15 protein-coding genes are annotated in these 17,822 nt (G+C 46.0%); 10 read left to right on the top strand and 5 right to left on the bottom strand.

Annotation, left to right across the window (positions count from 1 at the left end; all coding sequences use genetic code 11):
* Position 1 precedes the first annotated feature (1 nt).
* Positions 2–772 (top strand): Fe(3+) dicitrate ABC transporter ATP-binding protein FecE, encoded by a 771-nt coding sequence (gene fecE / locus ACPUEK_RS06185; protein ID WP_425642675.1) that lies wholly within the window; start codon positions 2–4, stop codon positions 770–772.
* A gap of 42 nt (positions 773–814) precedes the next feature.
* Positions 815–2,917 (top strand): TonB-dependent siderophore receptor, encoded by a 2,103-nt coding sequence (locus ACPUEK_RS06180; RefSeq protein WP_425642674.1) that lies wholly within the window; start codon positions 815–817, stop codon positions 2,915–2,917.
* 147 nt (positions 2,918–3,064) lie between these two features.
* On the opposite strand, the gene ACPUEK_RS06175 is transcribed toward ACPUEK_RS06180, so the two are convergent.
* A complete protein-coding gene (locus ACPUEK_RS06175; RefSeq protein WP_425642673.1) occupies positions 3,065–3,640 on the bottom strand; it encodes a hypothetical protein in 576 nt (191 codons plus the stop codon).
* Positions 3,641–3,953: 313 nt separating this feature from the next.
* A complete protein-coding gene (locus ACPUEK_RS06170) occupies positions 3,954–5,471 on the bottom strand; it encodes a YifB family Mg chelatase-like AAA ATPase (RefSeq protein WP_425642672.1) in 1,518 nt (505 codons plus the stop codon).
* 68 nt (positions 5,472–5,539) lie between these two features.
* Between ACPUEK_RS06170 and ACPUEK_RS06165 the strand changes: the two genes are divergently transcribed.
* Positions 5,540–5,755 (top strand): TIGR02450 family Trp-rich protein, encoded by a 216-nt coding sequence (locus ACPUEK_RS06165; RefSeq protein WP_067031255.1) that lies wholly within the window; start codon positions 5,540–5,542, stop codon positions 5,753–5,755.
* A 12-nt stretch (positions 5,756–5,767) separates the two neighbouring features.
* On the opposite strand, the gene ACPUEK_RS06160 is transcribed toward ACPUEK_RS06165, so the two are convergent.
* On the bottom strand, positions 5,768–6,013 hold the full coding sequence (locus ACPUEK_RS06160; protein ID WP_082866139.1) for an accessory factor UbiK family protein: 246 nt from the start codon (positions 6,011–6,013) through the stop codon (positions 5,768–5,770).
* Positions 6,014–6,472: 459 nt separating this feature from the next.
* Between ACPUEK_RS06160 and glnK the strand changes: the two genes are divergently transcribed.
* From glnK to radA, 4 genes are all read left to right on the top strand, one after another.
* A complete protein-coding gene (glnK, locus tag ACPUEK_RS06155) occupies positions 6,473–6,811 on the top strand; it encodes a P-II family nitrogen regulator (protein ID WP_067031261.1) in 339 nt (112 codons plus the stop codon).
* A 39-nt stretch (positions 6,812–6,850) separates the two neighbouring features.
* A complete protein-coding gene (locus tag ACPUEK_RS06150) occupies positions 6,851–8,113 on the top strand; it encodes an ammonium transporter (RefSeq protein WP_067217070.1) in 1,263 nt (420 codons plus the stop codon).
* Between the two features lie 139 nt (positions 8,114–8,252).
* Entirely contained in the window at positions 8,253–9,797 is a 1,545-nt protein-coding gene (locus tag ACPUEK_RS06145; RefSeq protein ID WP_067031267.1) for a carbon-nitrogen hydrolase family protein, read from the top strand.
* 79 nt (positions 9,798–9,876) lie between these two features.
* On the top strand, positions 9,877–11,262 hold the full coding sequence (gene radA / locus ACPUEK_RS06140; RefSeq protein WP_067031270.1) for a DNA repair protein RadA: 1,386 nt from the start codon (positions 9,877–9,879) through the stop codon (positions 11,260–11,262).
* Here the strand turns inward: radA and ACPUEK_RS06135 are convergent.
* Together ACPUEK_RS06135 and ACPUEK_RS06130 are read right to left on the bottom strand one after the other, a co-directional pair.
* A complete protein-coding gene (locus ACPUEK_RS06135; protein WP_067217068.1) occupies positions 11,259–11,552 on the bottom strand; it encodes a DUF1289 domain-containing protein in 294 nt (97 codons plus the stop codon). The two genes, radA and ACPUEK_RS06135, sit on opposite strands and share 4 nt — an antisense overlap.
* A 27-nt stretch (positions 11,553–11,579) precedes the next feature.
* Positions 11,580–12,185 carry an alpha/beta hydrolase gene (locus ACPUEK_RS06130; RefSeq protein WP_425642671.1) on the bottom strand — a complete coding sequence of 202 codons (606 nt, stop codon included), beginning with the start codon at positions 12,183–12,185 and terminating at the stop codon, positions 11,580–11,582.
* Positions 12,186–12,377: 192 nt separating this feature from the next.
* On the opposite strand from ACPUEK_RS06130, the gene ACPUEK_RS06125 reads away from it, so the two are divergent.
* From ACPUEK_RS06125 to ACPUEK_RS06115, 3 genes are all read left to right on the top strand, one after another.
* A complete protein-coding gene (locus tag ACPUEK_RS06125; protein ID WP_425642670.1) occupies positions 12,378–13,442 on the top strand; it encodes a GGDEF domain-containing protein in 1,065 nt (354 codons plus the stop codon).
* Positions 13,443–13,630: 188 nt separating this feature from the next.
* Positions 13,631–14,737 (top strand): efflux RND transporter periplasmic adaptor subunit, encoded by a 1,107-nt coding sequence (locus ACPUEK_RS06120; protein ID WP_067217062.1) that lies wholly within the window; start codon positions 13,631–13,633, stop codon positions 14,735–14,737.
* 1 nt (position 14,738) lies between these two features.
* Positions 14,739–17,816 carry an efflux RND transporter permease subunit gene (locus tag ACPUEK_RS06115; protein ID WP_425642669.1) on the top strand — a complete coding sequence of 1,026 codons (3,078 nt, stop codon included), beginning with the start codon at positions 14,739–14,741 and terminating at the stop codon, positions 17,814–17,816.
* Positions 17,817–17,822 lie beyond the last annotated feature (6 nt).

Here is a 17,822-nt window from a genome sequence, read left to right as displayed (position 1 = left end):
GATGTCCCTAAGCGCTCACCAACTGAGTGTTGGCTATCATGGTCACACCATTGTGAAAAAGATGGACCTAACCCTACCCGATGGCCGTTTTATTGCTTTATTAGGTCCCAATGGCTGCGGCAAGTCGACCTTATTGAAGTGCTTTGCACGCATCTTACCGGCGATGTCTGGAGAAGTGCATTGGCAAGGACAAAACCTGCACCATTATCCATCTAAACAACTCGCCAAAGCGCTCGCGTTGTTGCCACAAACACAACCGATCCCCGAAGGCATTAAAGTAAAAGATCTCGTGGCGTATGGCCGCAGTCCCTATACTGGTTTTTGGGGCAAACTCAGCACTCAAGATCATCAGATTGTTGAGCAAATGATGCAGCAAACTGGAACCTACGAGCTGCGCGACCAACTGGTCAGCGAATTATCCGGCGGCCAGCGTCAACGTGTATGGCTTGCAATGGTATTGGCGCAAGACACGCCCTACCTACTGTTAGATGAACCCACGACGTATATGGACATTAACCACCAAGTGGAATTGATGCATCAGCTGCAAGCGCTCAACAATCAAGGCAAAACCATCATTACGGTGCTGCACGATATCAATCAAGCAGCACGTTATTGCGATCATCTCGTGGTGATGAAAGCCGGTGAGCTGAAATACCAAGGCTCCCCTGAGGAAGTACTCACTTCCGCCATGCTCAAAGACGTGTTTAGCCTCAGTGCGCAAATCCACCAAGATCCCGTTTCCGGCACCCCCATGTGTGTCGTGGAAGACTAATATTTCGCCCTTTAATCCCATTTTATTAAATAAAAAGGTCTTATGAACTATCCGATCATTTCCTCTAGCCTATTGTTACTCTCTTTACCGCTCATCGCCGCGCCCAATAACAGTAACAATACAAGCCAAAATCAGCCATTGGATACGCTGATTGTGACAGGGCGCGCCCTGTCACATTATAAAGAAGACGCTGTCAGCATTGGCACACGTACGGATACGGACATTGATAGAACACCACAGTCGGTACAAGTACTGACAAATACATTGATTGAGGATCAAGCGGCTCATCAAGTAACTGACCTGTATCGCTCTATTTCAGGGGTATCACAAGATAACGTCTCCACAGTGACGTTCCGTGGTTTTCACCAAGATGAGCAACTCTACGATGGCATGCGCGGTAACCCTTACAAAGGGTTCTTCACTGTTCCTCAACTCGTCAATGTCGAAGAAGTGCAAGCCATTAAAGGTCCTGCTGGTGCCTTGTACGGTGCCGGTGAACCCGGTGGCGTGATCAATTATGTCTCCAAGAAACCCACTTACGAACAAGAAAACTTTGTAAAGCTTGGCGCGGGCAACAAAGACTATCACTCAGAGCAACTGTCTAGTTCAGGCCCAATCAACGCTGATGCCAGCCAGCGTTACCGTCTCTCTTTATATCAAGATGAAAGTGGCTCTTATCGCAACAATGTCGACCAAGACAATCAAAACATCGATCTTGGTTATGCTTGGGATATTTCCGACGATTCATTGCTCACTTTGCAATACACGAATATTGATCAAACACTCCATGGTGCTCGCCTACGTGGCATCCCTACAGACGATGACGGCAACTTCTTAGCGGACGATTCATGGAATGCCAATGAACCTGGTGATCACCAAGCATTAGATGCCGAGACGTTCCAAGCTAAGCTTGAACAATATTTAACGCAGGATGTTTCTTGGGACTTGGGGCTGCGCTACTTTAAAGGTGAAGAGACTCAGAAGTACCATGAGTCACGTGGTTTAACCGATACTGATAACGACGGTGTAGACGATGCTATCCGTCGCCAATATCGTGACCAGCTGCGTACCAATGAAGGTGTCACACTATCGAGTAACCTAGTGTTTGATTTGAACGATCATACGATCTTAGTCGGAACCGATTACACTCGTAATACCTATGATTACCTGTACTACCGCACTAATGATCCGGACACTCTGAGCCTTGCAACCCCTGTTTATAACGCTGATGTGAGTCAATATGATCTGGCATTGCGCACTGATAGCCAGACGGTTTCACAACAGTTAGGGCTACTCCTTCAAGACCAATGGGCGGCTACTGATCGCTTGGACTTGGTGGCTGGGGTACGCTTAAATCATTTTGAAGAAGACTTTACCGATCATCGTAATGCATCCAACGATGCCAATTACTCAGACCAAGGTGTGGATACGCGCTTAGGTGCTACTTACCAATGGTCAGACAATATTAAGCCTTATACATCGTTCTCGACTGGCTATCAGCCGCAAAGCGCTAGTGACCAGCAAGCCTCTGTAGGCGGCCCGTTTGATCCTGAACAAAGCCAACAAATGGAAGCCGGTGTGCGCACCTACTGGCTCAACAACCGTTTAAACGTAAATCTGGCGGTTTACCATATCGAGCATGAAAACGTCCTTCAGGAAGACCCAAATGACAGCGACATGAAAATCGCATTGGGCAAAGTACGCAGCCAAGGTGCAGAAATCGATGTATTGGCGGACATTACCGATCGTTGGGTGGCGAACTTGAGCTACGCTTACAACGATACCGTCATCAAACAAGATAACGAAGACGGCATTCAATTTGCCGCAGGCGACTCGCGTCGGTTCTCAAACTCCCCGCTGCATCAGCTAGGTCTTTGGACTCGTTACGATCTTCCTAGCCTATCCTCATCTGTGTCGGTAGGCGCTGAGTACGTTAGCGAACAGTACAACCGTGATCATCAAAAAGTGAAGCCTTACACCGTTTACGATGCTACATGGCAAACTCAAATTGACGCCTGGACATTACAAGCCACCCTTAAAAATCTAACTGATGAAGTCTACGCAACCTCCGGTTTTAACCGTAATATCGGTTCGAACTTAGGTGAGCGTCGTCGTGTTTACCTAAGTGCACAGTACGATTTTTAATCTTTATCTTCATTCGCAGCGCGGGATGTAAGTCCCGTGTTGCGGTTTATTCAACTCATCCGCTTTTTAGCTTTAATAGGGACTAACTCTCTATATTTAAATAGATATACACAATATCAGCTCAGTGTTTCATCTACATCTGATTTTTTAAATTGATACGACATTACATTTACTTATTATTTCATCAACAGCAGCAATCATTAAATCTTCAGACACTAAACTTTTGTCATTGGCAACTCTAAAACCGTTAAAGAAAATTACAAACAACTCTTCATCGCTTGCGACTGACCAAAAACCAATCATACTGCGATTCTCTTTTAACTCTGCTCTCCAAAGCGATATTTTTGAAGGGTTTCCCTCCCATATTCTATTTTCAGAATGCAACAAGGTAACTTTATGAAAAAGCTCTTCCACCCACATTTTTTCATATTCGTTGTGAGAACTTTCAACTACCTCTTTCTTAGAGGTTTCTTGAGCAGAGTTTTGGAACAAAATAGAGTGATGTTCTAACCTAATAACGCCTATAGTGATCGATATTATATTTTCATCATCTATAATCTGAAAATCATATTTGATGTCATTACCATACTTGGTTTCATTAACACTGACTGTTTTATCGCTAACTGTTGATATTTCACAAAGCATAGTCGATTGTGCATGCACCAAAAGACTTGATGATAGAAGAAGAAAAATGCAGCTGAATTTTAAAATACGGTATAACACCAAATTATCCTATTAGAAGATTGATAGAAATAAACCAAAACTTAAATTATATTAATTATCGCAATAACCACTATTAATTAACACCAATTTCAATCACCCCTCCATCTACTCTATATAAAAAATCTCAATATTTAATGCTTGGAAGCATGTGAATAAATCAGCCAAGTCCTTTCGAATGCGCGAATAGAAAATCAAACGGCACATCGAATAGAAAATTGTACTTTCTCTATTTTTAGTGTTTCGTAAGACACTATATCAACCGTTATCTCTAGGAGTAATATGCGGCTTATACCGCACGCTACTCCTAATGAAATCATGCCCCACCGACGACCGTCGCCAGCATTTTTTCCATTTTGCGGTAACTTAAAGACTCCATAAGATGCTTTCGTGCAACATCAACACTCTCCAAATCCGCTAACGTCAAGGCGACTCGCAATACTCGATGATAAGCCCTTGCTGAAAGCTTTAAGCGCTCTAACGCTTGTTGCATAAACAGCTTATCCGATTCACTCAAGGCACAAATACGCTCCAGTTCGCGGCCACTTAATTGTGCATTTTGCACGCCTTGCCGCGCTCGTTGACGTGCAACGGCGGCTTCAACCCGTTGGCGTACCGCTGAGCTCGCCTCACCCATTTCACTTTGGTTCACCAAGACATCTGTTGGTAACGGCGGCACTTCGACGTGTAAATCAATGCGATCTAAAAAAGGGGCGGAGAGTTTACGCAGGTATTTCTGACTGGCACTGGATTGGTAATAGTCTTGTCCACCACTATAGGCTTCATTGCTCGCATTCATAGCGGCCACCAGCTGAAAGCGCGCGGGGCAACTGACTTGGCCACGAGCACGTGATAAGTGAATTTCACCGTTTTCTAATGGCTCACGCAGCACCTCTAACACCTTACGGTCGAATTCCGGTAGCTCGTCTAAGAACAATACACCCCGATGACTTAACGAGGCTTCTCCCGGTTTCGGAATGGACCCTCCGCCAACCAACGCCGCGGCTGAACTCGAATGGTGCGGACTGCGAAAAGGACGCTCTGACCAATGCCAATCCGTGCCCATTTTACGGCCTGAGACAGACTGTACCGCAGCGACTTCAAGCGCTTCAGGTTCCGTCATACGCGGCATAATCCCAGGCAAACGAGAAGCCAGCATGGTTTTACCCGTACCAGGTGGTCCAACGAATAACAAATTGTGCCCGCCCGCCGCCGCTACCTCTAACGCTCTTCGAGCTTGATACTGCCCTTTTACATCCGCCATGTCGCGATGGCCGATGACGTCTTCTACAAACACCTCTTCGACTTCACAGCGTTGTAGAGTGGACAGTTTCATCAGCGCCGCGGTCACTTGCGTCAGATGATGAGCAAAAAAGATCTCATGATCTACTAATCCTGCTTCATTACGGTTATCTGCAGGCACAATCATTTTTCGTTGCGCCTCTTTGGCTGCCATCGCCGAGGGCAAGACACCGGGGATACCACGTAAATCACCCGATAGAGCCAGTTCTCCGACAAACTCGGTATCACGTAGCTCTATTTCTCCGAGTTGTCCCGATGCCAATAAGATGCTGATAGCTATCGCCAAATCATAACGACCACCCTCTTTTGGCAAATCGGCAGGTGCCAAATTTATGGTAATACGGCGCAAAGGGAATTCGAATTTGCTGTTAATGATCGCACTACGCACTCGATCTTTGGCTTCTCGCACGGCGGCTTCCGGCAATCCGACGATATTTAACGATGGCAGACCATTAGAAATGTGCGTTTCTACGGTCACAAGCGGAGCCGATACACCCACACGGGCACGGCTATAGATTGTTGCTAGGCTCATAATCACTCCTTGATATGCCCAGTACATCCAACTTCTAATCTCACACGTATCTATATGAGGAGGTACTTATGACCAAAAAGTTGAACCCTAATAAATTGTTGCTCTCAAAATGGACATCCACTGTTCCAAAAAATAAAGAAAAGCATTTTATCGTTACCCGCCTCGATCGGGATGAAGACGAGGTGGTAATCGATATCGTCCTTGAGGCAGTGTACACCAAGAATACTTACCAACTACCTTGGCAAGCATTGCTTGATGATCTCTGGCAACAAGGCTGGCACTAAATTTCTGACAGACTACTTGTCCTCAGTTTGCTCTAACTCGGCGAGGCGCGCTTCCAGTTGCGCCAGTTTCTCACGATACTTTTGTAACATTGCTGCTTGTACTTCGAACTCTTCACGGGTGACTAAATCCATTTTAGTCAAAGTGTCTTTTGCTACTTGCTGAAGTTGAAGTTGAATCTCTTCAGCAGGAAGCTTACCCAGTGTACCTGCCGCTTGTTCTAGGCCAGAACCCAACTGTTTAATAAATTGATCAATCATGACGCTCTCTCTCATTTAGAGTATTTCCATTATTATAAAATGCCGCCCCCCCTTCTGTCTTTACACAATTCCGTCAATTACCAGATCTATCATTTGCGTTGTTAGGGTGCACTTGATACGGCGATCGAACAGTTTCTGTTCGCCATTTTATTAACCGTGCCCAGCATTAGGGCAGTTAAATTGGCTGACTTTCCAAGCAAAACAATCAAATAGTTCTATAAGAGCGCTAAAAAAAACCGTCCCATAAGGAATTACGCACCACCATAACGCACAGCTATGTATTTACTGTCTTGCTCACTAAGCGGTGCAAATGAGTACGTTCTTGCACGTTTCCCCTCTACCCCTTACCAGACAAGGCTTTACGAGGTTTTCTTCGCGTAATTTTAAAGCTGGCACACATATTGAATATACCCAGTTACCTGCGATACGACATCAGACTTAACTAAGGAGACTGTGGGTATGAAGCTTATCACTGCCATCATCAAGCCATTCAAACTGGATGATGTTCGCGAAGCACTTTCTGAAATCGGTGTACAAGGTATCACCGTGACAGAAGTTAAAGGTTTCGGACGTCAAAAAGGTCACACAGAACTTTACCGCGGTGCGGAATACGTTGTGGACTTTCTTCCAAAAGTAAAAATTGAGCTAGCCATTGCTAAAGACATGGCCGACCAAGTAGTAGAAGCCATCTCCAATGCTGCCAACACAGGCAAAATCGGTGACGGTAAAATCTTCATCGTTAACCTTGAGCAAGCGGTTCGTATTCGTACCGGCGAGACTGGGGAAGACGCAGTGTAATCACTGCCAGAATCTTACAAGCCTTTAGGGGGGCGAAACATGCAAGATCAAATTTTTCACTTACAATATGCCATGGACACCTTTTACTTCTTGGTGTGTGGCGCACTGGTTATGTGGATGGCAGCGGGTTTCGCGATGCTAGAAGCAGGCCTAGTCCGTTCGAAAAACACCACGGAAATCCTTACTAAGAACGTCGCGCTGTTCGCGATCTCTTGTATCATGTACTTGGTTTGCGGTTACGCGATCATGTACGGCGGCACATGGTTCTTATCGGGTATTCAAGACGTAGACGTAGCGTCTACATTGACTGACTTCGCTGGCCGTGAAGGTGGCTTTGAAGGTGGTGCTATCTACTCTGGTGCATCGGATTTCTTCTTCCAAGTCGTCTTCGTTGCAACGGCAATGTCTATTGTTTCCGGTGCTGTCGCTGAGCGCATGAAGCTATGGGCTTTCCTAACGTTCGCAGTGGTCATGACAGGTGTTATCTACCCACTGGAAGGTTCTTGGACTTGGGGCGGCGCTGATGTCTTCGGCATGTTCAACCTAGGTGACATGGGCTTCTCTGATTTTGCCGGTTCAGGCATTGTACACATGGCCGGCGCATCCGCTGCACTAGCAGGTGTTCTGGTATTGGGTGCTCGTAAAGGCAAATATGGTCCAAACGGTGAAGTGCGTGCGATTCCAGGCGCTAACCTCCCACTAGCAACATTGGGTACTTTTATCCTTTGGTTGGGCTGGTTCGGTTTTAATGGCGGTTCGGTACTGAAACTTGGCGACATCGCTAACGCTAACTCTGTTGCCATGGTGTTCCTAAACACCAATGCGGCCGCTGCCGGTGGCGCCGTTGGTGCCCTTATCCTAGCGCGTATTCTGTTCGGCAAAGCCGATCTTACGATGCTTCTAAACGGTGCGCTTGCAGGTCTGGTTGCGATTACAGCGGAACCTTCTACACCTTCCGCTTTAGGTGCAACACTGATCGGCGTTGTGGGTGGTCTGATTGTTGTGGTATCAATCCTAATGCTAGATAAGCTAAAAATTGATGATCCAGTCGGTGCTATCTCTGTTCACGGTGTGGTGGGACTTTGGGGTCTACTGGCTGTGCCACTTACCAATGACGGCGCTTCATTCGGCGGTCAAATTGCAGGTGCACTGACGATCTTCGTATGGGTATTCTCTACAAGCCTAGTGGTTTGGTTAGTCATCAAAGCCATCATGGGTATTCGTGTTACCGAAGAAGAAGAGTACGAAGGCGTTGATATCTCAGAATGCGGTATGGAAGCGTATCCAGAGTTTAAAAAATAATCCCTCACGATTATGACTTCTCCTTGGAAAACCCTCGCTTAGGCGGGGGTTTTTCATCTCTGGCATTTAACTATTCCTGCAATTTTGTTATCAAAGTCGTTATAGTCGTAGTATCGATAGAACCTATTTTGGAGACTGTATGCTAGAAGATCTACATTTGAAGATCCGCAACTTAACCTTGGACGATTACCCTCAAGTCAAAGCACTCATGGATCGTGTCTACCATGATATTGGTGGCTCATGGCCAATGCATACTATTAGTAAGCTTATCAAGGACTTACCGGATGGTCAGATTTGTCTCGTTGACCACGATAAAATTGTGGGCATGGCTCTATCCGTAAAAGTAAATTATCAGCGCTTTAGTAACCCACATACTTATGATGACTTAGTCGATCAGCGCGAGCGTATTCATCATGATAATGAAGGCGATGCGTTGTATGGCTTAGACGTTTTGATCGACCCAGACTACCGTGGATACCGATTAGGTCGCCGCTTATACGAAGCGCGTAAAGAGCTGTGCCGCCAAGAAAACTTAATTGCCATTCTTGCCGGTGGACGTATTCCGAATTATTACCAACATTCGGATGAAATGACGCCAGCGGAATATTTAGAAGCCGTGGACAAACGCAAAATCTACGACCCTATTTTGACGTTCCAACTTTCCAACGACTTCCAAGTCACACGCCTATTAACCAAATATCTTCCTGAAGACGAAAAGTCTCGCGGCTACGCCACCTTGCTTGAGTGGAAAAACATCTTCTACGAGCCAGAAAAAAACACCGTGCTGGAGTATCGCAAAACTCAGGTACGTATCGGTGCAGTACAGTGGCAAATGCGTGAAGTCGAAAGTGTCGAAGAGCTACTTAAACAGGTTGAGTATTTCATTGATGCCTTGTCGAGCTACAAAAGCGACTTTGCCCTATTCCCTGAGTTCTTCAACGCGCCATTAATGGGCTTGGCGCCAGACCAAACCAACCAAATGGAAGCCATTCGTTTCTTAGCGTCTTTCACAGAACGCTTTGTCAGCGAAATGTCTCAGTTAGCCATCAGTTATAATATCAACGTCATCACTGGCTCTATGCCATTGGTGGAAGACGATATTATGTACAACATCAGTTACTTATGCCGTCGTGACGGTACCATTGAAGAGCAACGAAAGATTCATATTACGCCGCATGAGCGCCGTGACTGGGTTATTGAAGGTGGTTACGAAGTCCGTACCTTTGACACGGATGCAGGCCGTATCGGCATCTTGATTTGCTATGATGTCGAGTTCCCAGAGTTGGCACGTCACCTTGCTTCGCAAGATATGGACATTCTGTTTGTACCGTTCTGGACAGATACCAAAAATGGCTACTTACGCGTACGTAGCTGTGCTCAAGCGCGCGCCATTGAAAACGAGTGTTATGTTGTCATCTGTGGTAGCTGTGGCAACTTGCCTCAAGTAGAAAACTTAGACGTGCAGTATTCTCAAGCCGCGGTGTTCTCGCCATCAGATTTCTCATTCCCGCACGATGCCGTGATGGCAGAGACGACGCCAAACACTGAAATGCTGATGTTCTCAGATTTGGACTTAGACAAGCTAAAACTGGTTCGCAGCGAAGGCTCAGTGAATAACTTAAAAGACCGTCGTCTAGACCTATACAACATCGAATGGAAAACCAATACACCTAGCACAGTATGATAATATGCTAGCTATTAAGTGAACTTTCAAACGGCCGTTGAAGCAATTCACGGCCGTTTTTATGGATAGGAAAACAAACATGGCCAAAGCGAAAACCGCGTTTGTCTGCAATGAATGTGGTGCGGACTATTCTAAATGGCAAGGACAATGCCAAGCCTGCGGTGCCTGGAACAGCCTGCAAGAATTCAAAGTCAGTGCCAGCAAAACCCCTGCCCGCATCGCCGCGGGTCAAGATTCTGGACGCAAAGGCTACGCCGGTGCCACAACAGGTATCCAAGACCTATCCGAAGTTGACCTTGGCGATGTGCCGCGCTTTAGCTCTGGTGCTAGTGAATTTGATCGTGTACTGGGCGGCGGTTTAGTCCCCGGTGGGGTCGTGTTAATTGGTGGTCACCCTGGTGCAGGTAAAAGTACCCTGCTACTGCAAACTATGTGTTGGTTAGCGCAACAACAAAGCGCCATGTACGTCACCGGTGAAGAATCCTTACAACAGGTAGCCATGCGCGCCCAGCGTTTAGGACTGCCCACTAAAAACCTAAAAATGCTGTCTGAAACCAACGTCGAAGGCATTCTGTCCGTCGCTGATCAAGTGAAACCAAGAGTCATGGTGATTGACTCCATTCAAGTCATGCATCTAGACGGTATCGAATCGGCCCCTGGTAGTGTTTCTCAAGTTCGTGAAAGTGCGGCGGTTTTAACCCGTTTCGCCAAACAAACGCAAACCTGTGTCTTGCTGGTGGGCCACGTTACCAAGGACGGCACTTTAGCGGGACCAAAAGTACTGGAGCATATGGTGGACTGCTCAGTGTTATTAGAGGGTACCGAAGACTCCCGCTTTCGTACATTACGCGGCATGAAGAACCGTTTTGGTGCCGTCAATGAGCTGGGGGTTTTCGCCATGTTAGAAAACGGCTTACGGGAAGTAAAAAACCCAAGTTCGATTTTCTTAAACCGCTCCAACCATCCGGCTGCTGGCAGCTTAGTGATGGTGGTTTGGGAAGGCACACGCCCCCTTCTGGTCGAATTGCAAGCCTTAGTCGATGACTCTGCATTAGGTAATCCTCGACGTGTGACAGTAGGTTTCGACCACAATCGCTTATCGATGTTGTTGGCGGTACTGCATAAACACGGTGGTTTAATGACGGCCGATCAAGATGTGTATTTAAACGTTGTTGGCGGTGTCAAAGTACTGGAGACCTCTGCCGACCTAGCGGCAATCGCCGCTGTCGTGTCCAGCTTTCGAGATCAGGTACTACCACATGATTTGGTCGTGCTTGGCGAGGTCGGATTGTCGGGAGAGATTCGTCCTGTTCCATCCGGGCAAGAGCGTATTAGCGAGGCGGCTAAGCACGGTTTTAAACGGGCCATTGTGCCTAAATCAAACTGTCCCAAAAAACCAATCGAGGGTATGACAGTTATCGGTGTGGAACGTTTGTCGGAAGCTTTAGAAGCGATTTTTGGTTAGTTCTGTGGGCTAACAGGGGTGGCGAAGAGGTCTTGTATGTCTTCGCCCTCCATGCCATAAGGCAAGTCTTTATCATTCATACTGTTTAAGCGCTCTTGCTTAGCCTTAATAATCCGCTGCCAACGACTACGACATAATTGAATAACCTGCCGCTTTTGCACATCATTGAATTCATGCCAATGAAAGCGTTCTTCACGACTGCGCAGGCACCCTTTACAGTACCCTTTAGAGCTACTTTGGCAGATTCCGCGACACGGGCTTTCGATATAAAATAGCTCTATCTGCTCCATCCTCACTCCTCTGCTAAGTTACTCAGTTTAATCGGTTAATAAACGATAATCGTAGATTTCTTCCGGTGATAAGTAGTAAATCCGCTCGGCTGGCGCGGCGTCCAGCGTAAACCAATAAAAACGTTCCGGCACACCCATTTCAAGGTAAAAGTTAACATAACTCGCATGCACCGGGTCGGATAAATCAATTTCATCGCCCCAATTCTGAGTATCACGCCACGAATGTACGCCGACACCGGCGCCCGCACCGATGGTTCGTTGTACACCGCCCAGAAATAGATCGACCCCGCCGGACAACACATAGCCAGTCTGGGCGATATGTGTATTTAACCCTAGATGACGAATGAACCTAGCGGCTTCCATCGTCGCAGCTTGATCCGTTGAGCCAGGCACATCAACCAAGACTAAATCCGTCACATTAGGGTGTTCACTTAACGCAGACTTTAGCTGGCTGGGTAATGTACCGGTCAATACCCCTGACAAATAAGCAACATCTTCTTCAACAAAGATAGACATCGCTTCTGTAGACGATGCGTTGATTCTGCTGTTCGACGTCGGTGCGGAGCTGCACCCTGCTAACGTTAGCAGCACTAACCAAACCCCATAGAAAGACCGTCTATCCACTCTTGTCATGATCGCCTCATATTTAAAACGCTATAATTTTAAGATTACTGTCTGCTGTGTATCTGTTGCTGTATCTATCTTTACACAATCGCACATAAGTCATGCCATTCTATTCAATTCTGCCACAGTGATTCTGTCAGCAAACTGCTAAGGTCTATACTTAGTTAAGTAAAGCTTAACCTTCCTTGAAAGAATGGATCTATGGCTGATTTATTTATTATTACAAAGGCATTTAAAGACTTGTACAACAACAGTCAACGGCTTGTAGATAATGAGTCTTCGACGTTACAGCTTATTAATATTAACGGTTTAATCGCTCATTTATGCTTCATTTTACTGTTTATTCTGATCGATATTAATTGGTTAGCAATACTGAATATCATTAGCGTTATAGTATGGTGCGTATCTATTGTTTGTACAATAAAAGGCCGACATCGCATAAGCGTCTTTTTAATTGCCATCGAGATCTCGACTCACGCAACAGTCACCACCTTGACCATGGGGTTAGCGGCTGGTTTCCAGTTATATCTGTGGCCTGCAGTATTGCTTATGTGTGTCTTACCTGCTGCCCATCAAAAAAGCTCATTTTGGTGTTTGAGCTTAATTATTGCCCCACTACTATTACTCAATCTATTTGCCCCTTTAGAGAAAGAAGCCTATCGGTCAATCTACAACGGGGTCTATTTATTTAATTTAGTCAGTGCCAGTTTGCCATTTATTTTAACAGCCATAATGGTTCGCATGATCTTTATGCATAACTTTCAGCATATGGAACAGCGAGCCTATAACGATGAGTTAACTGGCTTGGTGAACCGACGCAGAGGCTATGAAATACTGCATGCCGCCGTCAAAAAACATCAATACATTAGTCTTGCACTGGGAGATATTGATCACTTCAAGCGCATTAATGACTCTTTGGGTCATCTAAAAGGAGACGAAGCCTTACAGAAAATAGCCGACTACTGCAGTAAACAACTCGATGACATGGGGACTTGCTGTCGTTGGGGCGGTGAGGAGTTCTTGTTTATTTTTATCGACCAGCCCTATTCTCATGTACGATACAAAATGCAAACGCTGTGCGAGAAAATGCCATTAAAGGTTAAAATGGAGGGGTTAGACTCGCCTATTACCTGTAGCTTTGGTCTCGTAAGTCTAGACATGCATGAAACACTCGAGCAAGCCTTATCTGAAGCCGATAAGAAGCTGTACCAAGCCAAGGGCGCTGGACGTTTTAGAGTCGTTCATGAAAAACAACCAATCGTTTAGAACACAGTCAAGAAGTGCTTTCAATACTTCCACCTTCCTCCTACAAGTATAATCACATTCACTATCAGAAACACCGAGATATCACATTAAAGCATATCTACCATAGCAAACTGTAAATTTATAACTGCGCTGGTTAGATATAGAATTGAGTTATTCTTTTTTCTAATATCCATTCTCATGGAGGATTCATGGTTCATCCATTTAAGGGTTTAAAGCCACTTATCATCGCCATTGCCGCAACAGCCGTACTCTCAGGCTGTTCATCAGAAGAAGCAACTGATACGAAAGAAACCATCATTCGTCCAGTGAAACTCTTCACCGTCGATGCAACTAATATGATCAGTATTCGTCACTTCCCAGCGGAGTTGAAAGCCAGTGATGAAGCCAATCTAGCGTTTCGTGTCGGGGGGCAAGTCACCAAGTTAGATGTTAAAGAAGGCCAGCGTGTCAAGCGTGGTCAGCTGTTAGCGTCATTAGACCCAACCGATTATGAGCTTCAAGTTGAGCTATCAGAAGCCAATTACAAGCTCGCCAAAGCGCAATTTGACCGTATCAAAACCATGCTTTCGAGTAACGCGACAACTCAGGCCCAATTTGACGAAGCAAAAGCCACGCTAGATCAAACCGAAAATGCGCTTGAAAGCGCCAAAAACCAGCTAAGCTACAGCGTTCTAAAAGCGCCTTATGACGGAGTCATCGCCTCGTTAAGCATTGATAACTATGAATATGTCGGCGCTACTCAGACCATTCTACACATTCAGAATATCGAGCAAATGGATGTCGAATTCCAGATTCCTGAACGACTGGTGGCCAATATCCAAAAAGTCGCCTTACAGTATCATCCTAAGGTCACTATCGATGCGGTGCCTAGCGAAGTTTTTGAAGGTGTTTACAAAGAACACCGCACCACGCCTGATGTGACGACTAAATCCTACGATGCAACGATCTCATTGCTCGATACCGAACACACAGGCATTAACTTATTGCCAGGTATGACCGCCACGGTTGATTTAGACATCAGTCAAATCAGTGGTAAGCCAACACACATAACTGTACCCATTGAAGCGGTAATGCGCCGACTCAAAGACAATGGTGACAGTGAAAGTATTGTTTGGATTTATGACACCAAGCAAGGCACTGTCACTCCGCGCGCTGTTCAGTTGGGCAACATGACCAATAACAGTATTGAAATTACCGATGGTTTAAAACCTGGAGAGCAAGTCGTTGCGGCCGGTGTGCACGACCTAACGCCTGATCTTAAAGTTCGCCCTTGGACACGAGAGGGAGGAATCTAAATTGAATATTGCCGGCTATTTTATTGAACGAAAAGTCTCAAGTTGGCTAGTCACGCTGATTCTACTCATCGGCGGTGCCATGGCTTTCACGAATCTTGGGCAATTGGAAGATCCAGAATTCACCATTAAAGATGCCTTGGTGATTACGCAATATCCGGGCGCCAGCCCTGAACAGGTCGAAGAAGAAGTGACCTACCCGATCGAGCTGCAACTACAGAACCTATCCTATGTAGACGAGATACGTTCTACCTCAAAAGACGGCTACTCGAAGGTACAAGTGACGATCAAGGACACTTACCGTGCCCAAGAGTTAAAGCAAATCTGGGACGAGTTGCGTAAGAAAATCCGTGACATGCAGGGGCAATTCCCAGCCGGTGTTTCATCACCGATCGTAGTCGATGACTTCGGTGACGTGTATGGCATCATGCTCGCCGTTCACGGTGAAGGCTACCCTTACAAAGACCTTGAGAACTACGTTGACTATGTAAAACGTGAACTTGTATTAGTCGATGGTGTCGCCAAAGTAGAAGTTGCTGCAGAGCAGGCTGAGCAAGTGACCATTGAAATTTCTCGCTCTAAACTCGCGACTATGGGCGTCTCCCCTACTCAATTACAAAGCTTACTGACTAACCAGAATGTCGTCTCAAACGCAGGTAAAGTACAGGTAGGCTCGGATTACATCCGCATTAGTCCGACGGGCGAATTCAATGATATTTCAGAATTAGAAAACCTCACTATTGGTACCCCTGGTGACGGCAACCTAATTCGTTTAAGTGACGTGGCATCCGTCAAACGCGAATACCAAGATCCGCAAACACATTTGGTGAATTTTAACGGAGCCAGCTCCCTACTTTTGGGCATTTCATTCGCTAATAACGTCAATGTTGTGGACGTTGGTGAACGCATTGAAAATCGCTTAACAGAGATCCAGTATCAACAGCCTGTCGGCATCAACATGGATACGGTTTACTTTCAATCCAAAGAAGTCGCCAACTCTGTTACCAACTTTTTATCAAACTTAGCGGCCGCAGTCGGCATTGTTATTTTGGTATTACTGGTCTTCATGGGCGTTCGCTCAGGTATTTTGATCGGCTTGATCCTACTGTTGACAATCCTTGGCACCTTTATTGTCATGGATTACTTCGATATCAACTTGCAACGTATCTCCCTCGGGGGGTTAATCATTGCCTTAGGCATGCTGGTTGATAACGCCATCGTAGTAACGGAAGGCATATTGATTGGCCTACATCGTGGTCAAAGTAAATTCGAAGCCGCCTCTAGTGTCGTAAAACAAACCAAATGGCCATTATTGGGTGCAACCGTCATTGCCGTCACCGCCTTTGCGCCCATTGGCTTGTCTCCAGACTCTGTGGGTGAATTTGTCGGCTCTTTATTCTTTGTATTGCTGATATCCCTAATGCTTAGCTGGGTTACAGCGATTACATTGACGCCCTTCTTCTGTGACTTATTTTTTAAAGAAAGCAAACAAAGCGACAGCTCCGAAGAAGAACAAGACCCATACAAAGGCTTTCTATTTGTTTGGTACAAATGGTTACTTGATAAAGCCATGCATTTCCGTTGGATGACGGTCATCAGTTTAGTGGGCGCTTTAGTGGTGTCTGGTTGGGCTTTCCAGTTTGTGAAACAGGCGTTCTTTCCGCCGTCTACCACACCGATGTTCTACCTTGATATTAATATGCCAGAAGGCACACATATCAATGCCACCTATGACAAGGTGAATGAGATTGAACAAGAGCTGTTGGGTGATGATCGTATCGAATTTGTGACCAGCACGACCGGCCAAGGTGCACTGCGCTTTATGCTGACGTATGAAGCCAAACAAACCGATACCAGCTATGCCCAGTTTATTGTCCGAACTAAAACCAGTGACGATATTCCACCCTTGATGGAAGAAATTTATCAGATGATGTCTGAGAAATATCCAGACGTGGAATTTAAGTTGCAGCGCCTCCAATTGGGGCCATCGACCGGTGCTAAAATCGAAGCGCGCTTTAGCGGTCCCGATCCGCAAGTGTTACGCCAACTCAGCCAGAAAGTACAAGCTATCTATCGTGCTGACGGGGGCTTAGAGAACATCAAAGACGACTGGCGCCAACCCGTTAAAGTTCTACGCCCAATTTTTAACGATGCGCAAGCACGTCGCTTAGGCATCAATAAGAGTGATTTGGACGAAGTCTTGCTGACGAACTTCACAGGTTCTAAAATCGGCACCTATCGCGATGGCACAGACTTATTGCCCATCATTCAGACCGTGCCTGAGAATGAGCGCGTGTCGATTGATCAAGTTCGTGATTTACAAATCTATAGCCCAGCCAGTGGTGCATACATTTCTGTTTCAAACTTAGTCGATGGCTTTGAAACCGTTTGGGAAAACCCAATCATTGAGCGCCGAGACCGTAAACGTACGATTACCGTAAAAGCAGACCCTTTAATTTTAGGCGATGAAACGGCAATGGCGGTGTTCAGCCGTATCCGTGAAAGTGTCGAAAACATCGCACTTCCACCCGGATATAGCATGGAATGGGGGGGAGAATATGAAAGTAGTACGGATGCTCAAGCAAACATCTTTACTTCGCTTCCCATGGGCTACCTATTCATGTTTATCATTACTATATTGTTATTTAATTCTGTGCGCGTGCCATTAGTCATTTGGTTTTGCGTACCGTTAGCCCTTATCGGTGTGTCTTCTGGACTGCTGATAATGAATGCTGCATTTAGCTTCATGGCCTTGCTTGGCTTCCTAAGTTTATCCGGCATGATTGTGAAAAACGGTATCGTTTTGGCAGACCAAATCAACTACGAGCTCGCACAAGGAACGGAAACCTACGAAGCGATCTTCAAATCAGCGGTCAGTCGTGTACGCCCAGTGTGCATGGCAGCCATTACCACAATCCTTGGTATGGTGCCGCTGTTGTACGATGCATTTTTCGAAGGTATGGCAGTTGTTATTGCGTTTGGCTTAGGCTTTGCGACGATTCTGACTTTGATTGCCGTACCTGTCTTTTATGTCATTTTGCACCGTGTGAAGTATCGTAAAATGAGCGATTTTGACTCATAAATCGCG

Origin of the sequence: Marinomonas gallaica (assembly GCF_049821165.1) — a bacterium.
Lineage (GTDB): Bacteria > Pseudomonadota > Gammaproteobacteria > Pseudomonadales > Marinomonadaceae > Marinomonas > Marinomonas gallaica.
This window is presented reverse-complemented; position numbering and strand designations above follow the sequence as displayed.

Bases quoted from the DNA above. Each gene is read 5' to 3' on its own strand.
- fecE (WP_425642675.1), top strand. From the start codon at position 2: ATGTCCCTAAGCGCTCACCAACTGAGTGTTGGCTATCATGGTCACACC.
- ACPUEK_RS06180 (WP_425642674.1), top strand. From the start codon at position 815: ATGAACTATCCGATCATTTCCTCTAGCCTATTGTTACTCTCTTTACCG.
- ACPUEK_RS06170 (WP_425642672.1), bottom strand. From the start codon at position 5,471: ATGAGCCTAGCAACAATCTATAGCCGTGCCCGTGTGGGTGTATCGGCT.
- ACPUEK_RS06165 (WP_067031255.1), top strand. From the start codon at position 5,540: ATGACCAAAAAGTTGAACCCTAATAAATTGTTGCTCTCAAAATGGACA.
- ACPUEK_RS06160 (WP_082866139.1), bottom strand. From the start codon at position 6,013: ATGATTGATCAATTTATTAAACAGTTGGGTTCTGGCCTAGAACAAGCG.
- glnK (WP_067031261.1), top strand. From the start codon at position 6,473: ATGAAGCTTATCACTGCCATCATCAAGCCATTCAAACTGGATGATGTT.
- ACPUEK_RS06150 (WP_067217070.1), top strand. From the start codon at position 6,851: ATGCAAGATCAAATTTTTCACTTACAATATGCCATGGACACCTTTTAC.
- ACPUEK_RS06145 (WP_067031267.1), top strand. From the start codon at position 8,253: ATGCTAGAAGATCTACATTTGAAGATCCGCAACTTAACCTTGGACGAT.
- radA (WP_067031270.1), top strand. From the start codon at position 9,877: ATGGCCAAAGCGAAAACCGCGTTTGTCTGCAATGAATGTGGTGCGGAC.
- ACPUEK_RS06135 (WP_067217068.1), bottom strand. From the start codon at position 11,552: ATGGAGCAGATAGAGCTATTTTATATCGAAAGCCCGTGTCGCGGAATC.
- ACPUEK_RS06130 (WP_425642671.1), bottom strand. From the start codon at position 12,185: ATGACAAGAGTGGATAGACGGTCTTTCTATGGGGTTTGGTTAGTGCTG.
- ACPUEK_RS06125 (WP_425642670.1), top strand. From the start codon at position 12,378: ATGGCTGATTTATTTATTATTACAAAGGCATTTAAAGACTTGTACAAC.
- ACPUEK_RS06120 (WP_067217062.1), top strand. From the start codon at position 13,631: ATGGTTCATCCATTTAAGGGTTTAAAGCCACTTATCATCGCCATTGCC.